At 65.1% G+C, this 17,337-nt stretch carries 15 protein-coding genes; 5 read left to right on the top strand and 10 right to left on the bottom strand.

Features of this window, described 5'->3' with window-relative positions; translation table 11 throughout:
- Nucleotides 1–524 precede the first annotated feature (524 nt).
- The 4 genes from ACT9T4_RS04995 to ACT9T4_RS04980 are packed head-to-tail and all read right to left on the bottom strand — an operon-like array spanning nt 525 to nt 5,828.
- Nucleotides 525–2,285 (bottom strand): ABC transporter ATP-binding protein, encoded by a 1,761-nt coding sequence (locus ACT9T4_RS04995; protein WP_499115818.1) that lies wholly within the window; start codon nt 2,283–2,285, stop codon nt 525–527.
- Nucleotides 2,282–3,424, bottom strand: a complete 1,143-nt coding sequence (locus tag ACT9T4_RS04990; RefSeq protein ID WP_499115816.1) for a glycoside hydrolase family 1 protein — start codon at nt 3,422–3,424, stop codon at nt 2,282–2,284. Before ACT9T4_RS04990 ends, ACT9T4_RS04995 begins: the two co-directional genes overlap by 4 nt.
- A gap of 8 nt (nt 3,425–3,432) precedes the next feature.
- The gene (gene glf / locus ACT9T4_RS04985) at nt 3,433–4,653 is read right to left on the bottom strand and encodes a UDP-galactopyranose mutase (protein WP_499115815.1); all 1,221 of its coding nucleotides are present in this window, start codon (nt 4,651–4,653) and stop codon (nt 3,433–3,435) included.
- On the bottom strand, nt 4,641–5,828 hold the full coding sequence (locus ACT9T4_RS04980) for a glycosyltransferase family 1 protein (protein WP_499115813.1): 1,188 nt from the start codon (nt 5,826–5,828) through the stop codon (nt 4,641–4,643). Before ACT9T4_RS04980 ends, glf begins: the two co-directional genes overlap by 13 nt.
- 289 nt (nt 5,829–6,117) lie before the next feature.
- On the opposite strand from ACT9T4_RS04980, the gene galE reads away from it, so the two are divergent.
- Complete coding sequence (gene galE / locus ACT9T4_RS04975) at nt 6,118–7,167, top strand: UDP-glucose 4-epimerase GalE (protein ID WP_499115811.1); 1,050 nt, start codon at nt 6,118–6,120, stop codon at nt 7,165–7,167.
- A gap of 329 nt (nt 7,168–7,496) precedes the next feature.
- Complete coding sequence (locus tag ACT9T4_RS04970; RefSeq protein ID WP_499115809.1) at nt 7,497–8,033, top strand: sterol desaturase family protein; 537 nt, start codon at nt 7,497–7,499, stop codon at nt 8,031–8,033.
- On the opposite strand, the gene crtB is transcribed toward ACT9T4_RS04970, so the two are convergent.
- Genes crtB through fni form a run of 5 tightly spaced genes read right to left on the bottom strand, consistent with a single transcriptional unit; the run spans nt 7,915 to nt 13,886 of the window.
- Nucleotides 7,915–8,916 carry a 15-cis-phytoene synthase CrtB gene (gene crtB, locus ACT9T4_RS04965; protein ID WP_499115808.1) on the bottom strand — a complete coding sequence of 334 codons (1,002 nt, stop codon included), beginning with the start codon at nt 8,914–8,916 and terminating at the stop codon, nt 7,915–7,917. The genes ACT9T4_RS04970 and crtB overlap by 119 nt on opposite strands.
- Nucleotides 8,913–10,403, bottom strand: a complete 1,491-nt coding sequence (locus tag ACT9T4_RS04960) for a phytoene desaturase (protein ID WP_499115806.1) — start codon at nt 10,401–10,403, stop codon at nt 8,913–8,915. Before ACT9T4_RS04960 ends, crtB begins: the two co-directional genes overlap by 4 nt.
- Nucleotides 10,400–11,566 carry a lycopene beta-cyclase CrtY gene (gene crtY, locus ACT9T4_RS04955; RefSeq protein WP_499115804.1) on the bottom strand — a complete coding sequence of 389 codons (1,167 nt, stop codon included), beginning with the start codon at nt 11,564–11,566 and terminating at the stop codon, nt 10,400–10,402. The genes ACT9T4_RS04960 and crtY overlap by 4 nt, the downstream gene beginning before the upstream one ends.
- Complete coding sequence (locus ACT9T4_RS04950) at nt 11,563–12,834, bottom strand: glycosyltransferase (protein WP_499115802.1); 1,272 nt, start codon at nt 12,832–12,834, stop codon at nt 11,563–11,565. The genes crtY and ACT9T4_RS04950 overlap by 4 nt, the downstream gene beginning before the upstream one ends.
- Nucleotides 12,831–13,886, bottom strand: a complete 1,056-nt coding sequence (fni, locus tag ACT9T4_RS04945) for a type 2 isopentenyl-diphosphate Delta-isomerase (RefSeq protein WP_042556733.1) — start codon at nt 13,884–13,886, stop codon at nt 12,831–12,833. The genes ACT9T4_RS04950 and fni overlap by 4 nt, the downstream gene beginning before the upstream one ends.
- A 253-nt stretch (nt 13,887–14,139) precedes the next feature.
- Here fni and ACT9T4_RS04940 point away from each other — a divergent pair, with 253 nt between their 5' ends.
- Entirely contained in the window at nt 14,140–15,027 is an 888-nt protein-coding gene (locus ACT9T4_RS04940; protein WP_042556734.1) for a polyprenyl synthetase family protein, read from the top strand.
- A gap of 9 nt (nt 15,028–15,036) precedes the next feature.
- Here the strand turns inward: ACT9T4_RS04940 and ACT9T4_RS04935 are convergent, their stop codons facing one another.
- Nucleotides 15,037–15,513 carry a hypothetical protein gene (locus ACT9T4_RS04935; protein ID WP_052493877.1) on the bottom strand — a complete coding sequence of 159 codons (477 nt, stop codon included), beginning with the start codon at nt 15,511–15,513 and terminating at the stop codon, nt 15,037–15,039.
- 239 nt (nt 15,514–15,752) lie between these two features.
- Here ACT9T4_RS04935 and ACT9T4_RS04930 point away from each other — a divergent pair, with 239 nt between their 5' ends.
- The gene (locus tag ACT9T4_RS04930) at nt 15,753–16,265 is read left to right on the top strand and encodes a sigma-70 family RNA polymerase sigma factor (RefSeq protein WP_042556735.1); all 513 of its coding nucleotides are present in this window, start codon (nt 15,753–15,755) and stop codon (nt 16,263–16,265) included.
- Complete coding sequence (locus tag ACT9T4_RS04925) at nt 16,259–17,209, top strand: FecR domain-containing protein (RefSeq protein WP_156152823.1); 951 nt, start codon at nt 16,259–16,261, stop codon at nt 17,207–17,209. Before ACT9T4_RS04930 ends, ACT9T4_RS04925 begins: the two co-directional genes overlap by 7 nt.
- Nucleotides 17,210–17,337: the final 128 nt, after the last annotated feature.

Raw genomic sequence — 17,337 nt, 5'->3', positions numbered from 1 at the left:
GCGGGCGAATCGCGAGGCAATGCCGACATCCCGGTGCAGCCACTATCGCTTCGCGCCGGGGTCGGCGCTCCTACGGTGGTGGCGGGTAATGCACTTACCCAGGCGCCTGCAATCACCTGTAGGAGCCCGCTTGCGGGCGAATCGCGAGGCAATGCCGACATCCCGGTGCAGCCACTATCGCTTCGCGCCGGGGTCGGCGCTCCTACGGTCGTGGCGGTGACGCATTTGCCCAGGCGTGTGCAATCACCTGTAGGAGCCCGCTTGCGGGCGAATCGCGAGGCAATGCCGACATCCCGGTGCAGTCACTATCGCTTCGCGCCGAGGTCGGCGCTCCTACGGTGGTGGCGGGTAATGCACTTACCCAGGCACCTGCAATCACCTGTAGGAGCCCGCTTGCGGGCGAATCGCGATGCAATGCCGACATCCCGGTGCAGCCACTATCGCTTCGCGGCGAGGTCGACGCTCCTACGGTGGTGGCGGGTAACGCACTTGCTCCGACAGGGGGCACGTTGCGCAGGCGACTGTCAGGTCGCGTCGAACCCGGCTGCCTGAAGACGCCATAAGCGTTCGAAGCTGCCGCCCTGTTGGCGCAACTGCGCAGGCGGTCCGTCTTCGACGATGCGACCCTTTTCGAGCACCACCACGCGGTCGAAACTGGCCAGCGTCGACAGCCGGTGCGCCACAGCCAGCACCGTGCGGTCCTGCATCAGGTTGGCCAGAGCTGCCTGGATTTCCGCTTCGGAGTGCGTGTCCAGAGCCGAGGTGGCTTCATCAAGGATCAGAATCGGCGCGTCCTTGAGAAATGCCCGGGCGATGCCGAGACGCTGCCGCTGACCACCGGAAAGCATTACCCCACGCTCGCCCACCTGGGTGTCGTAGCCTTGCGGCAGCTCGCGGATGAAAGTGTCGCAGAACGCATGATGAGCGGCCGCCGTGACCTCGTCGTCGCTGGCGTCCGGTCGGCCATAACGGATGTTCTCGCGAATGCTGCGGTTGAACAGCGCGGTCTCCTGAGGCACCACGGCCATGCGTGCGCGCAGGCTGTCCTGGCTGACCTCGCTGATGTCCTGGCCGTCGATCATCACGCTGCCGGCCTGCACGTCGTCAAGGCGCTGAATCAGGCTGAGCAGGGTGGATTTACCTGCGCCGGAAGGCCCGACGATACCGACCTTCTGGCCCACCGGGATATGCAACTGGAAGTCCTCGAACACGCGCCGGCCATCCGGGTAGGCGAACGCCACACGGCGAAACTCGATATCGCCGCGCGACAGCGCCAGCTGGGTTTCCGGATCGTCCAGCTCATGGGGCTGCACAATGATCCGCAGGGTGTCTTCGATGGCGCCGAGCTGCTGGGTGGTGTCGACCAGCGCCAGGGCCAGATCACGGGAGCCGTGCAGGATGCGGAAGGTCAGGGCGCTGACCATCACCACGTCGCCAGCGGTCACGGTACCGGCTATCCATAGCTGGATGGCCCAGACCAGCATGCCGCCCGCCATCAACGACAGGCAGATGTCGTGGATCACCCGCGCCTTTTCCAGGTACATCCAGCTGCGCCGCTGCGCGTGGGCTTCCATACCGATCTCCTCGGCCAGGCGTCGGCTCTCGCGGTCGCGCGCGGAAAACGCCTTGATGGTCCAGACGTTGGACACCACATCCACCAGCTCGCCGCCGACCCGGGCCGCCTGTGCCGCGAAGCGCTGGTGCTTGCTGCGCCCGCGGATGCCGAAGGCGGTAATCAGCGCGGCCACGATCATCACGAACACGATCAGCGCCAGGGCCATGCGCGTGTGCACGGTGAACAGCACCAGTACGGCACCGACGAAATCCACGCACGGCGGCATGATCTTCCAGGCCAGGCCACCATAGATCGAGCCTGCCGCCTGACCGGTAGCGGAAATGCGGTTACCGAGGGCGCCGGCGAAGTGCCGGGCGAAGTAGCCCATGGGGTGGCCGGTGAGGTGGCGGAACAGGTCGACACGCAAGTCCACGCAACTGGCCACCACCGTGTGGCAACCCAGCCAGCCACCGAGCCGCCAGAAGACGTTCTCGACCACGATCAGGCCGATGAACAATCCCAGCGGAAACCACACCTCGGCGTGCTGCCGGTCGTCGGTGGCCATGGCATCGACCAGTAGCTTCATGCCGTACTGCACGGCCACTGCACAGGCGCTGGCGCCGAGAATCAGCAGGAACATGCCACCGAAATGCCAGGGGCGACGGCGCACGTAATGGGCAAGGAAGGCCACCGGTCGGCCGGGCAGTTCTCGCGCTGCCGAGCGGCTCAAGTGCGCGCCACTCGTTGGGCGGCGAGGGTGTCGACATGGAACTGCTGACGCCGCAGCTCTTCGGCCAGCGCCTCGCACACCGGCCGCGCGCCGTGTTCGTCGGGGTAGCCGAACAGGCCTGCCGGGCAATGCCTGTCATCCGTCCAGCCGGGGTAGTCGAGCACCGGGTACAGGCAGATGCCTTCCAGGGGCAGTCCGCGCTGCAGGGCCAGGCGCACCTGTTCGCCGATATAGCGCAGCCACTCGCCGCGCAGGTCACCCTCGGCGCCGGTTTCCGCCACCAGCACGGGCCGTCGATAACGCTGGTAGACCTCGGCGAGGATGCCGCTGAACGGCCGGTAACCCGGCTCACCGCGCCACAGCGTGCCGCCACCGGAGAACCACTGGTTGTTCGGGTAGTAGTTGACGCCGACGATGTCCAGATACTCCGGGCGGCCACCAAGCCCCGGCCATTGCAGCCCGGCGAGCATGTCCCAGGCCTGGAACTGGGCAAGTCGGTAGCGCTCGGCCTCGGCCTGGGCATCCGCGCGATTGCTCCGTGGCACCACGTGGATCACCGGGTCCACCTGAACGAAACGCGCGCGACGGTCGACCCCGCGTATCGCCTCGATGGCGGCGATACTGGCCCGCACCAGTTGATGCTTGAGTTCGTCGCCACGGCCTCTGCCCAGTGGCGCCAGGTAAGCGACATCGCCACCGGCCCAGGCCAGGAAGGACATCTCGTTGATCGGCGAGTAGAAGGGCACCCGGTCGCTTTCTTCACGAACCAGGCGGGCGGTGGCTTCGGCGAAACGGGCGAAGCGTTCGACGAATTCCGGCCGCCAGATATCGATATGGTCTGGCCAGCCGTAGTGGCACAGGTCCCAGATCACCTGCACGCCAGCCTGCTCGGCTGCCCTCAGCTGCGGCACGAAGCTCGACCAGTCGTAATGCCGTGGCGTGGGCTCGATCAGGTGCCAGCGCAAGCCGTCACGAGCCGAGCGGATACCGTGCCGCCGCAATGCGGCATAGTCGTTCGCCGCCCAGTGCGCGTGTCGCGTGCCGTCGATCAGATCGAGCCGTCTGCCATCGTCACGGCGATGGGTCGAGCACTCGTAGCCGCCGAGAAAGAAACTGTCGAACAGGGAAGGGAGGTGCATCGCGGGTCCTATGTGGCAAGGCTTTCGCCGTGCTCGGCGCTTTCATGCTCTGCAACCTCGCCACCGGCTTGCTCGATACGCTTGTAGAGCGCCAGCGCCTGACCGACGACCTGGTCCATGTTGTAGTACTTGTAGGTGCCGAGCCTGCCGAGGAAGGTGACCCCAGGCGTTTCGCCCGCCAGTTGCTCGTAGCGCTTGTACAGTTCGGCATTTTCCGGGCGCGGGATCGGGTAATAGGGGTCGCCTTCGGCCGACGGGTATTCGTAGGTGATGCTGGTTGCGGCGTGCTGCTGGCCGGTGAGGTGCTTGTATTCGCTGATGCGTGTGTGCGGCACCGCCTCGTCCGGGTAGTTGACCGTCGCCACCGGCTGGAAGCGTTGCTGGTCGAGGGTGTGGTGCTCGAACTTCAGCGAGCGGTAGGGCAGCTTGCCAAAGCAGTGGTCGAAGTATTCGTCGACGGGGCCGCAGTAGATCAGGTGCCCGTGCTCGACCTCGTCCCGAATCTGCCGGTAGTCGGTGTTCAGCCTGACGCTGATGTTCGGGTGATCGAGGATGCGCTCGAACATGCGCGTGTACCCGTGCAGCGGCATCTGCTGGAAAGTGTCGGTGAAGTAGCGGTCATCGGTATTGGTTCGCGTCGGCACCCGTGCGGTGACCATCTTGTCCAACTGCGATGGGTCCAGGCCCCACTGCTTGCGGGTGTAGCCGCGGAAGAATTTCTCGTACAGCTCGCGGCCGATCTGGTTGACCACCACGTCTTCGCTGGTGTGGATGGCGGCTACCGGCTCGGCACGACTGGCCAGGTAAGCGGCGGCGTCTTCGTCGCTTTGCAGGTTCAGTCCATACAGGGCATTGAGCGTGGTGCGGTTGATCGGCACCGGCACCTGCTGGCCATCGACCACCGCCAGCACGCGGTGCTCGTAGGGGCGCCATTCGGTGAAGCGCGACAGGTAGTCGACGATGCGCTGGGCATTGGTATGGAAGATGTGCGGGCCGTAGCGATGCACCAGCACGCCGGCTTCGTCGTAATGGTCATAGGCGTTGCCAGCGATGTGCGAGCGCCGGTCGACCACCAGTACGCGCTTGCCCAGGCCGGCCGCCAGACGCTCGGCGAGCACGCTGCCGGCGAAACCGGCGCCGACGATCAGGTAATCGAACGCCCGCGGGCTGTCTTCGTCATGTTGATGGTCGTTGCGCGATGCGGCGTTTCCGGGATTCAGCGGATGCATTCGATCATCTCCTTCATGTCGGCCTGGGTACGATCCCAGGACCTACCTGCGAGCACGCGGTCAGCGGCGCTGAACATGGCATCGTGATCGGCGGCCAGGGCGAGTGCCTGTTCACAGGCAGCGACGAATTCCTCGGCGGTACCGGCGATCAGCACCAGGCCGCAATCGCCGTAGCTGCGCACCACATCGTTGATCGGCGTGGACACCACCGGGCGGCCTGCGGCCAGGTATTCCGGGGTTTTGGTCGGGCTGATGAAGCGTGTCGACGGGTTCATGGCAAAGGGCATCAGCGCCACATCCCAGCCTGCCAGGTAGCGGGGCAGCTCATCGTAGGTCTTGCTGCCGAGGTAATGAATGTTGGCCTGTTCGGGCAGGCTGGCCGGGTCGATCTTGACCACGGGGCCGATCATCACCAGTTGCCAGTCGGGGCGCATCGTCGCCACGGTGCGTAGCAGCTCGATATCGAAACGCTCGTCGATCACGCCATAGAAACCCAGGCGCGGGCGGTCGATTTCGGCCTGATCCGGCGGATCGCTCTGGGCCTGGCGTGCAGCCGCGAAATGGGCGATATCCACGCTGCTGGCAAAGGCGTGTGCGTTGGCGTGCAGCGTGCGCTTGGCCTCCCAGATGCTGTGGCCGCCGGTGAACACCAGATCGGCACGGGCGAGCAGATCGCGCTCGCGCTCGACCAGTTCCGGCGGGGCGCCCTGGAAGGCCGAGAGCTCGTCCATGCAGTCATAGATGGTCACCCTTGGTTGCAGATGGGCCGAGAACGCCAGGCTCATGGGCGTGTAGTACCAGAGCAGCAGGTCATCGACCTCCAGCCTGGCCAGGTAGATGTCCAGCAGAGCGCGGATGGCGGTATTGCTCGCCTGGGTATCCAGGCCATGTGGCAGGCGCGGTACCAGCACCTGGACGCCTCGTTCATCGGCGCGCACTTCCAGCCAGGGCAGGGCTTCATCGCTGCCGATCGGCTCCTCGAAGAACAGTACGTTGTAGTCACGCACGAAGCGCGACATCAGGTGTTGCGGGCGCTGATAGACGAAGCTCCAGCGCAGGTGCGAGAGACACAGCAACGTGGGGATGGCGGGGTCGAAGATGACAGCGGCTTCGGCCTCGTTCGACGGCCTTTGCGACGTGCCGATCTGCCCTTGAAAGGATCCTGCCCAGCTCATGTTCGTGCCTCCTCGAGTAGCCCCACAAGCGAAGCGCCGGGGCTCTGGCACGGCCGTTTCGCTTAACCGGACGAGTGCGAGGGGTGGACGGTGGGTGGCTCTGGGCAGTTCAACAGATCGGCTGAAAGGTCAGCGAATCACGCGTTCATCCCTTGACCTGAACTAGTACGAAGCGGCCCTCGTCGGACCCTGTGTAGTCGATCTTCTTCCTGCCATGCAGGCGACCCGTGTCGTAGTGCACATCCATGGGCGGTTTCAACCGAGCGACCTGATCCCATAGGAGACAACCATGATATTGGTCACAGGAGGTGCCGGTTACATAGGCTCCCATGCAGTGCTGACGCTGCTGCAGGCCGGGCATGAGGTCGTGGTACTGGATAATCTGTGCAACAGCTCGCGAACGTCGCTGGAGCGCGTGGCGCTCATCGTTGGGCGCAGGCCGCATTTCATCAAGGGTGACATCCGCAATCGTGGCCTGCTCGACGATCTGTTCCGACGCTGGCCGATCACCGCGGTCATGCATTTCGCCGGTCTGAAGGCCGTTGGCGAAAGCGTTCGCGATCCGCTGCGCTACTACGAAACCAACGTGGCAGGCAGCATCACCCTGTGTCAGTCGATGGCCGACGCGGGCATCTTCCGGCTGGTGTTCAGCTCCTCGGCCACCGTGTATGGCGAGTCGGTCAGCATGCCGATACAGGAGGACTGCCCCACCGGCATTCCGACCAACCCCTATGGGCAGTCGAAGCTGATGGCGGAAAACGTCCTCAAGGCGCTCGCCCATTCCGATCCGCGCTGGTCGATTGCACTGTTGCGTTACTTCAATCCCATCGGCGCCCATGAGTCCGGGCTGATCGGCGAGGATCCCAACGGCATCCCCAACAACCTGCTGCCCTACATGCTGCAGGTGGCGGTCAGGAGACAGCCGCAGCTGAGCATTTACGGTGATGATTACCCCACCAGTGACGGCACCGGGGTGCGCGACTACATTCACGTGATGGACCTGGTCGAGGGCCACCTGCTGGCCCTCCAGCGGCTCGCGCACAGCCGTGGCGCCACGGTCTGGAACCTGGGTACGGGGCAAGGCTACTCGGTGTTGCAAATGGTCCGCGCCTTCGAAGCGATCATCGGCCGTGCGTTGCCCTTTCGCATCGTCGCCCGCCGCCCTGGCGATATCGCCCAGTGCTGGGCCGACCCCAGCAAGGCCAGGAGCGAGCTGCAATGGAGCGCCGCGCGGGGCCTGCATGCCATGCTCGCTGACTCATGGCGCTGGCAGAAGAGTAATCCCCAGGGCTATCGGGCGAGCGCAGCCAAGATGCCAGTGACGGAACTGGCCAGCTAGGTTCCGGTGCTCGGCGCCTGGAGCCCGGCTTCGTGCGCGATTTCACGGTCTTTGCCGAGCAACCTTGAGCGCCTGCCTGAGCCACTGGAGAATTTTACCCTTTGGCTTTCTGTGCCAATGCGCTCAACCACGGTAGGATGGGCGCCAGTTGCCGATACGGAGCGCGTGCTCCGCACGCCGATGGATCGCCGGGCGCTGTCGAGTGTCGATAGCAGAGACGCCGTGCATCATCCGATCAATCACCACCGCCTGAAGGATTACCGCGTGTCGCCAGCCAGCCTCAACCGCCTTCAGATGGGCTCCAGCCGTTCGCAAGGGTCCGCCCCACGATGATCATCAACGCCCTGGTTTTTTTCGTCACGCTGACCGCCATGGAAGGTGTGGCCTATTACGCCCACAAGTACGTGATGCACGGCTGGGGGTGGGGCTGGCATCGTTCGCATCACGAGCCGCGCGAAGGCTGGTTCGAGAAGAACGATCTGTACGCGGCGGTATTCGCCGGGCTGGCCATCGCGCTGATCGCCCTCGGTACCCAAGGCATGCACCCGCTGGAGTGGATCGGCGCGGGCATGACCGCCTACGGGCTGCTGTATTTCGTTGTCCATGACGGTCTGGTGCATCACCGCTGGCCCTTTCGCTTCGTGCCGCGCAGCGGCTACCTCAAGCGCCTGTACCAGGCACATCTGATGCACCATGCGGTGGATGGCAAGGAGCGCTGCGTGTCCTTCGGTTTTCTCTACGCGCCGTCTACGGCGCGTCTGAAGGCTCAGTTGCGGGCGATGCATGACGGGCCGCTGCGCAAGACGGATGCGGACGTTGCCACAGGTTCCCGGGGCGAGCCGGCCAGCGCGCGAAGCGACTCGTAACCGCCCGCCACAATCCGGTCAGTACGGCGCCGATCTTCTCCGCCTTGGAGGTGGAGATGCGCGCGTCCCAGGCGTGATCGCCAGCGTCCAGCACCTTCATGCCGATCTGCCGATAGACCGCCGCCGCCGTTGCCACCGCCCAGGCCGAGCGCCAGGGTAGGGCGCTGAGACCGGCTTGGGCGCTGGCGTAATAGGGTTCGGCCAGCTCCACCAGGCGTTGGCCGAGCACGGCGACGGCGGGGCGGTGATGAATGTCGGCGACCTGATCACGCGGCACGCCCAGTTCCTCCAGCCACTCTTCAGGCAGGTAGCAGCGACCCACGGCAGCGTCATCGACGATATCCCGGGCGATGTTGGTCAGCTGAAATGCCAGGCCGAGGTCGCAGGCGCGATCCAGGGTCGGTTCATCTCGGGTGCCCATGACCCGCGCCATCATCAGCCCCACCACCCCGGCTACGTGGTAGCAGTATTGCAACGTGTCGTCGATGCTCCGGTAGCGGCGCTCCAGCACATCCATTTCGAAACCTGCCAGGTGCTCCTGGGCATGCTGCTCGGGAATGTCGTGAGCGCGCACCACCTGGCGAAAGGCGGCGAAGGCGGGGTCGTCCAGTTGCGTACCGGCATACACCGCGCGGGTCTGGGCCTTGAGATGCGCGAGGCGCTGCTCGGCTTCCTGGCGGCTGATGGGCACCGCGTCGTGGCCGGCTTCCTGACCGTCGATCACGTCGTCGCAGTGGCGGCACCAGGCGTAGAGCATCACCGCGCTGCGTCGGGTCGGTTCGTCGAACAGCTTCGAGGCTGCCGCGAAGCTCTTCGAACCCACTGCGATACTCTGGTTGGCGTGCTCGATCAGCGCCTGATCGTCCGGGGCCGCGGCGTTCATGGCTGCAGGTCCTCGATCATCAGGCCGGCAGTGGCCTTGGCCGAGCCGATCACGCCGGGAACACCGGCGCCCGGGTGGGTTCCCGCACCGACCAGATAGACGTTTTCCAATTGCGCGTCGCGGTTGTGCGGGCGGAACCAGGCGCTCTGCTGCAGCACCGGCTCCAGGGAGAACGCCGAGCCCTGATAGGCATACAGCTCATCGCGGAAATCATTGGGCGTGAAGATCCGGCAGGTCACCAGGTCCTCGCGCAGCCCCGGGATGTAGTGTTCCTCGAGGTAGGCGAGGATGCGATCACGGTAGCGCGGGCCCTCGACCTCCCAGTCGATCGGCGCATTGCCCAGGTGCGGTACCGGCGACAGCACGTAATGACTGGAGCAACCCTCTGGCGCCAGGCTGGGGTCGGTCACGCAGGGGGCGTGCAGGTACAGGGAGAAATCCTCGGCCAGGGTCTGGCCGGTGAAGATTTCCTCGATCAGCTCGCGGTAGCGCGGCCCAAAGCACACCGTATGGTGCTGCAACTGCGGCTGTGGGCGCTTGAGGCCAAAGTGGATCACGAACAGCGAATTGCTGAAACGTTTGCCTTTCAGGCGACGGCCTTCCTGGCGGCCACGTGGATGGCTGGCCAGCAGCTTGGCGTAGGTATGCACCACATCGGCATTGGAGGCCACGCTGTCGGCGGCGAACTGGCGACCGTCCTGCAGACGCACGGCGGTGGCGCGATTGTTCTCGGTGTCGATGGCGGCCACGTCGGCATTCAGTTCCAAGGTGCCGCCGAGGTCTTCGAACAGCCTGACCATGCCCTGCACCAGCGCGCCGGTGCCGCCCTTGGGAAACCATACGCCCCATTCACGCTCCAGGGCGTGGATCAGGGTATAGATCGACGAGGTGGCGAAGGGGTTGCCGCCCACCAGCAGGGAGTGGAACGAGAAGGCCTGACGCAGTTTGTCGTGTTCGACGAATTTCGAGACCATCGAGTAGACGCTGCGCCAGGCCTGCAGCCGCGCCAGTTGCGGGCCGACTTGCAGCATGTCGCGAAACGACAGGAAGGGCACCGCGCCGAGCTTCAGGTAACCCTCCTTGAACACCGCACGGGAGTAGGCCAGGAAACGCTGGTAACCCTCCACGTCGGCAGGGTTGAGGGCCTGGATCTGACGATCCAGCTCGGCCTGGTCATTGGCGTAGTCGAACTGCGTGCCGTCCTCCCAGCACAGGCGGTAGAAGGGTTTGACCGGGAGCAACTCGACGTAGTCGGCAATGTTTCTGCCACTGAGCGCGAACAGCTCCTCGATGGCGCTCGGGTCGGTGATCACCGTTGGGCCGGCGTCGAAGGTGAAGCCCTGGTCGCGATAGACGTAGGCGCGGCCGCCCGGCTGGTCGCGTTTTTCCAGCAGTGTGGTGTGGATGCCTGCGCTCTGCAGGCGAATGGCCAGGGCCAGCCCGCCAAAACCGGCGCCGATGACGATGGCTGTTTTCGCTTGGTTCATGAACGAGTCTCGAAATGCCGCGGGGAATGGCGCACGGCCGCCCGCATGGCTTGATCAACGGGCACCGGCGGCTTGCCGACAAGAATTCGTGCACGGTCGTACCAGGGGTTGCTGCCAGCGTAGAAACGCTCGATCAGCCCTGCTGGCAGTCCGTAGAAGCGCTGCATCACCTGCCAGCGATCCTGGGGGCGCCCGGCCAGGAACAGCATGCGGTTGAGCAGGCGGTAGAAACCCTGATTGCGCCATTCGCCTCGCGCATGGGCGCGCAGGTCGTGGGCCAGGGTGGCGGCGTCACGCAACTGATAGTTGCTCAGCCACTCGGCCAGGCGGACGGCGTGGGGCAGGGAATAGCCGGTGGTGCAATGGAACAGCCCGGCGCGCAGCCCGGACAGCGGCTGGCCTGCCGCCTCGTTCCAGAAAGCGTCGAAGTCGCCGGCCAGGGTGATCGGCAGGATGCCCTGTTCCTCGCGCAGGCACTCGGCGATCTGCCAGCCATGCTGGCGGGCGTAGGCCGCGATGTGTTCGCGCAATTGCTCGGTGGAGGCACGGTGATTGTCGACGTAATGGGTGTCTTCGATCAGCAGCGTATCCGCCGAGAACGGCAGTACGTAGACGAAACGATAGCCATCGCCCTGGGGCACCCGCGCATCCATGATGATCGGTGCTGTCAGCCCATGGGGCTGCTCCAGGCGCAGCAACTGCCCGACGAAGGCCTGCTGACCGAGTACCAGATTGCCGCTCGGCCGGGCACCACGGCCATCGATCACCGCCCGGGCGACGAGCCGCTCGCCGTTTTCCAGCGTCACCTGGGTAGGGCTGATCTCGGCGATGGTGCTACCCAGGCGCAGGGACGAACCCAGCGCAGGGGTGATGACCTCGGCGAAACGCTCACCGGTGATGCTCGCATAACCGCTGTTCATCGACCGTGACAGATAGGGGAAGTGCACCTGATAGCTCGGCCAGCGTTTCACCACCAGAGGCTCCAGCCAGCGGTGCTGAGTCTCGCTCAGGTCGCCATCGTGGAACGACCACGTGTGGTTGCCGCCCAGGCACGGCTGTTCTTCGATGCACAGTACCTTGAGGTCCGGTCGCTGCTGGCGCAGGCGCCAGGCGATCAGCCCATTGGCGAGGCCGCCGCCAGCCAGGATCAGGTCATGGTTCATAGGTCGGCAGCCCGTACGGAGGTCGATTGCAGCAGCGCCGCCTCGACGATATCGGCCGCCCTGGGAACGCCGCCGGCCTGCTGCAGTTCGGCGATCAAGGGGTCGAAAACCGGCAAGGGCTGCGCGAGCAAAGCGCGCAATGCAGCTTCGATGCGCGAGACGCTGGCGCGGCGGCTCAACTGGCTGCCAACGCCGCGATAGGCCACGCGTGCGGCCACGCCCGGCTGGTCGAAGGCGATCGGCATCACCAGCATCGGCGTGCGCGCGGCGATCGCATCCATCACGGTATTCAGGCCACCGTGGGTGATCACCGCGTCAGCCTGCTCCAGCGCCCATTGCTGTGGCGCGAAATCGGTGACCCAGGTGGCGCCGCGCTCGATCAGCCGACGCTCCTGAGCGGCGTCGAGCTTGCCGCAGTGGGCGATCAGCAATTGCCCGTCCAAACGGCGGCAGGCACTGGCGATCCGTTCGAACAGGCCAATGCGGTCGCCTTGCAAGGTACCGAGGCTGGCGAAAAAGAACGGTCGTTTCTTGTCGATGGGCCACTCGCCTTGCTGTGGTGTAGCCGGGCTGCGTAGCGGGCCGACGGCATGGAAGTTGGCCGGCAGCTGGCTGCGCGGGAAATCGAAGCCGGCTAGGGTCTGGCTGATTTGCGCCAGGGGCGACAGGCACTCGTGCAGCGCAGTGCGCGGCGCGATGCCCAGGCGCAGAGCGGCCTCAGCGATCACCTTGCCCAGCGGCTTCATCAGCCAGTCGTAAACCTGGCTGCTGCCACGGTACATGTGCTGGCTGCGCTCGTCGCTGGCATAGGCGAACGGCATCACCGGCAGTGGCAGCCCTGGCTCGCGATTGACCGGCAGCGCACAGGCAACGGAAATGAACGGCAGGCCCAGGCTTTCGCCAACCAGCCCGCCAGCCGGTTCCATCTGGTCGCAGAGCACGGCCTCGATGCCGTTGTCGGCGAATGCTCCCGGCAGCTCGTTGCAGAGCATGGCCGTGGTGCCCGCCATCTGCTTGATGATTCGCCGCAGGCCCCAGGGCGTGTCCGGGCGCGCTGCCTGGCGCAGGGTCTGTTCGAGGCTGCCCGGTGGATGACTGCCGGCACCCACCGAACGGAAGCCGATGCGCGGGTCGCTGAGCCAGTGAGCGGCGTCCGACTGATGGAAGAAGGTCACCCGGTGGCCGCGCTCGATCAGCTCGACGCAAAGCGCCTGCAGGGCTTGGAAATGGCTGTAGTAAGGCGGCGCGATGACGGCGAAGTGGGTCATGCTTGTGTCGTTCGTAGTGAGCCGGTCGGGAGCAGTCGGGCATTGCGCAGCGCCGCCAGGTTGGCGGAACCGGTGCAGAAGCACGCCGTACGCAGTTGCCGGATGACGATCTGGAAGTGTTCGATCACCGCCTCGGTCGACAGCGTGGCACCTGCCAGCGCGCCTGCCGCCTGGCCGACGATATCGGCGCCGAGACGAATGGCCTTGGCCGCATCCACGCCATCCTGCACACCGCCGGAGGCGATCAGTGTTACCTGCGGCAGCGCATCGCGTATCGACTGCACGGCTGTCGCCGTGGGAATCCCCCAGCCGGCGAAGGCCATGGCTACGGCGCGATCCGCCGGGTTCGCCGCGCGTTCGCCTTCCACGGCCGCCCAGCTGGTGCCGCCGGCGCCCGCCACGTCGATGACCTGTACGCCAGCCTCGACCAGAGAGCGGGCTACCGAAACCGACAAACCGGCGCCGACTTCCTTGACGATCACCGGCACGGGCAGAGAAGCCGCCACGCGGGCGATTTGCGTCAGCACGCCGCGCCAGTTGCGGTCGCCTTCGGGCTGCACGGCTTCCTGCAGCGGGTTGAGGTGAATGATCAGGCCGTTGGCTTCCAGGGCGTCGACCGCACGGCGCGCCAGATCGAGGCCCTGCGGTTCCAGCAGTTGCGCCGCACCGATATTGGACAGCAGCGCAATGCCTGGCGCGTAGCGGCGCAGCTCGCGGGTCAGGCCCTGATCGTTGCCGGTTTGCAGGCTGACGCGCTGGGAGCCGACGCCCATGGCGATGCCCAACTCCTGGGCCGCTTCGGCGAGGTGGCGGTTGATGGCTTCGGAGCGGTTGGCACCGCCGGTCATGGAGCTGATCAGCAGGGGCGCCTGCAGGGCGATACCGAGCAGCGAGCTGCGCAGGTCGATCTGCCCATGGTCGAGCTCCGGTAAGGCACAATGTTCGAACTGCACGCTCGCCCAGCCGGCGCTGACACGGGTAGTCGCCTTGTGTCGATCCAGGACGATATCCAGATGGTCATCCTTACGCCGACTCAGGTCGTTATTATTCATGCAGGCTCCATTGCGCAGGAATCATTTCGGGGGGCACGCGGTCTGTCCAGAACGGAATGATCGAATAGAATATCGACATCCGCTAGGCTTGAATTGGCCACATTATCAGGCAACTGCACGTATTAGACGTTCCAACATTACAAACCGGCTTCTGTTGTGATCATTTCGGTGTCAGGATCCTGCGTTGCCGTGCCCTGACAGTACTTGAAAGCGTGTCCAAGTGTTGCGGGAATACAGAAGAAGAGAGGGAACGATGACAGCCTATGCGACTGCAACGATCGACAGCGGATTCACCGAGCACCTGCTGCAACTGCGCGGTGCCATCGAGGGCCGGCTCGATGAGCTGCTGCCCGCCGTCAGCAATGAACGGGACCTGGTAGCCGCTGCCGTCCGTGATGGTGCGCTGGCCCCTGGCAAGCGCATGCGGCCACTGTTGCTGCTGCTCGCCGCCAATGGCCTGGGCGCCAATCAGCGCCAGGCGCTGGATCTGGCCTGCGCCATCGAGATGGTTCACGCCGCTTCGCTGATTCTCGATGACATGCCGTGCATGGATGACGCCCAGATTCGCCGGGGCCGGCCCACCGTGCACCTGGCGTTCGGCGAAGACATCGCCATCCTCGCCGCCGTTGCCTTGCTGGCGCGCGCCTTTGGCGTGGTGGCGGGTATCGAGGGGCTGAGGCCTTTGGTGCGTACCCAACTGGTGGAAATCGTCGCCAACACGGTCGGCTCACAGGGGCTGGTGCAGGGCCAGTTGCAGGACCTGCGCGATGGCAAGAATGCCCGCTCCGAAGAAGAGATCGCCGAGACCAACAACCTCAAGACCGGGGTGTTGTTCAGCGCGATCATGGACATGGCCTACCTGATCAGCGACGCCCCCAAACCGGTGCGCGGCGTGCTGCAGCGTTTTGCCGTCGAACTCGGCCATGCGGTGCAGCTCTACGATGATCTGCAGGACGCCAACCCCAACAATGCCAAGGATCAGGGCAAGGACGACGGCAAATCGACCCTGCTGGCACTGTATGGGGAGGAGCGAGTGCGTGAGCGCCTCGATGGGCACCTGGCACGCGCCCAGATCTGTCTGGACGAAGCCTATCGGGGGGACGTGTACATAGGTCGCTTCCTCGGCATGCTCTTCGCCTGAGAACCGGGATTACCGAGGGAGCGCCTCGAGCGCACTCTGCAGTTCGGCCGCATCGCTGAAGCGCTGTTCGCGAATCACGCTGCCGCCTTCGAGTTCCAGCCATTGCACGGTTTCCCGGTCGCCTTCATAGCGGCCTGCGACCCTGCCGGTCTGATCGAGCATGATGCGGTACTTGGCCGAGCGCATGGCGGGTACCGCCACCATCTTCGCCAGCGATGGCATCTTCTCGATATCCGCGACGTAGACCACGTGGCGCGCCTCCAGAAAACCTTCCGGCTTCTCCTCCAGTGCGCCATTGACCAGGCGCGCGGTCGACATGCTGCGTGCCACCAGCACCACGCGGGCGCTGTCATTGAGGGTATAAGCCTTCTCGAACTGATCCAGCAGTGTCCAGGGCGTCGAGGGAGCCGGCGCGGTCGCGGCTTCGTCGGCAGCCCAGGCGGACGAACAGATGACGCTGAACAACAGAATGGAGAGAGACTTCATGGCAGGCCGCTTTGTCGAAAAATTCGCAGCACAATAGAGTGCAGGGGCGGTCGTTGCCAAATGTTTTGCGGTGCCTGTAGCGCAATTCAGCTGCCAACTGCTCCGCCGTGCGGTGGGTGAGACGTTCGAGGAGCGTAAAAGGCGACACGAGGACGTTAAATCGGCAAGCAAGGCTACCGCTCGCGGCAGTTGTTAATTAGAATCGATCTCGTTATTGGTCCTCGTAACGGGTGTTTGGCATGGTCGGTTCGGCTGTATCAAGTGAGCGGGCTTTTCACGATCTCTACCGTGATCACCGCAGCTGGTTGGAGCAGTGGCTGAGCAGGCGCATGGGCAACGGCTGGGACGCAGCTGATCTCAGCCAGGATGCCTTCATGCGCGTACTGGCAGGCTCGCAGGCGATCGCCGACCTGCAGGAACCGCGTGCCTACCTGAAAACCATCGGCAAGCGTCTGCTGATCAACCTGCACAAGCGCCGCAGCCTGGAGCAGGCGTATCTCGATGCGCTGATGCAATTGCCCGAGGCCAGCGCACCGTCCCCGGAGCAACGCTGGCTGGTGCTCGAAACCCTGCAGGCCCTCGACGAATTGCTCGACGGGCTGCCACGGGTGGTACGGCGCGCGTTTCTGCTCAGCCAGCTCGAAGGGCTGGGCTACCGCGACATCGCCGAGCGGCTCGACGTCTCCGAACGCAGCGTCAAGCGCTACATGGTGCAAGCGTATGAACACTGTCTGCTGGTCGAGCTGTGCTGAACCGCGAGATCAGTGACGACACCCGGCGTGTCGCGCGCTCCGCTGCACGCTGGCTGGCGCTGATCGAATCCGGCGAAGCCGGTGAGCAGGACCATGCCGCGCTACAGCGCTGGCGTGATCACAGCGCGACCCACGAGCATGCCTGGCAACGGATTCAGGCACTGCGCTCGCGCTTCGACGGGTTGCCACCCGAACTGGCCATGGCTAGCCTCAACCGTCCGGACCAGGGGCGTCGGCGCATGCTCAAGGGCATGCTCGGCCTTGCCGCCGTGGCTCCGGCGGCGTGGCTGGTCAGCCGCGAACTGCCAATCGATGCCTGGCGGGCCGATCTATCCACCGGCACCGGCGAGCGCCGCAGCCTGACCCTGGCCGATGGCAGCGTGCTGGAGCTGAATACCGCGTCCGCGGTGAATCTCGATGCCGGCAAGCGGCAACTGACTCTGGTGCGCGGCGAGATCGCCTTGCGGGTTGCCGGCGCATCCCCCTTCATCATCGACACCGACCAGGGCAGGGCAACGGTCGGCGCAGGGGAAATCTGCGTGCGTCAGCAGGAACAGGCCTGCGAGTTCTCGGTGTTCCGCGGTGCCGCACAGCTGCGGCCAACGGGGTACGACACGCTCGCCCTGCAGCCTGGTCAGCGGGTGCGACTGCGCGGCGGGCGCATCGAGTCCACCCAGGCCTTCGACACCGGGGCACCGGGCTGGCGTGACGGGGTGCTGATGGCCAACGATCAGCCCCTGGGTGATTTCCTGCGGGAGCTGGACCGCTACCGGCCAGGCATCCTGCGTTGGTCGCCAGCCCTCGAATCACTGCGCGTCACCGGCAGCTTCCGTCTCGCCGATACCGACCAGATCCTCGACCTGCTCGCCGCCAGCCTGCCCCTGGAAGTCCGCGCTCGCACCCGCTACTGGGTCACCCTGGTACCCCGCGAACGAGCGGCCTGACCCAGGCGTCTGAAGATCGAGACCTGACAACGGATCGCCCGCAAGCGGGCTCCTACGGTATTGGGGCGGCCACGAGGTGAATGTACGGCGCCAATGCGCTAGGCCCGCGGCCCCGGCAACGGGTGGAG

It is taken from the genome of Pseudomonas sp. SZ40 (assembly GCF_052958135.1).
This window is presented reverse-complemented; position numbering and strand designations above follow the sequence as displayed.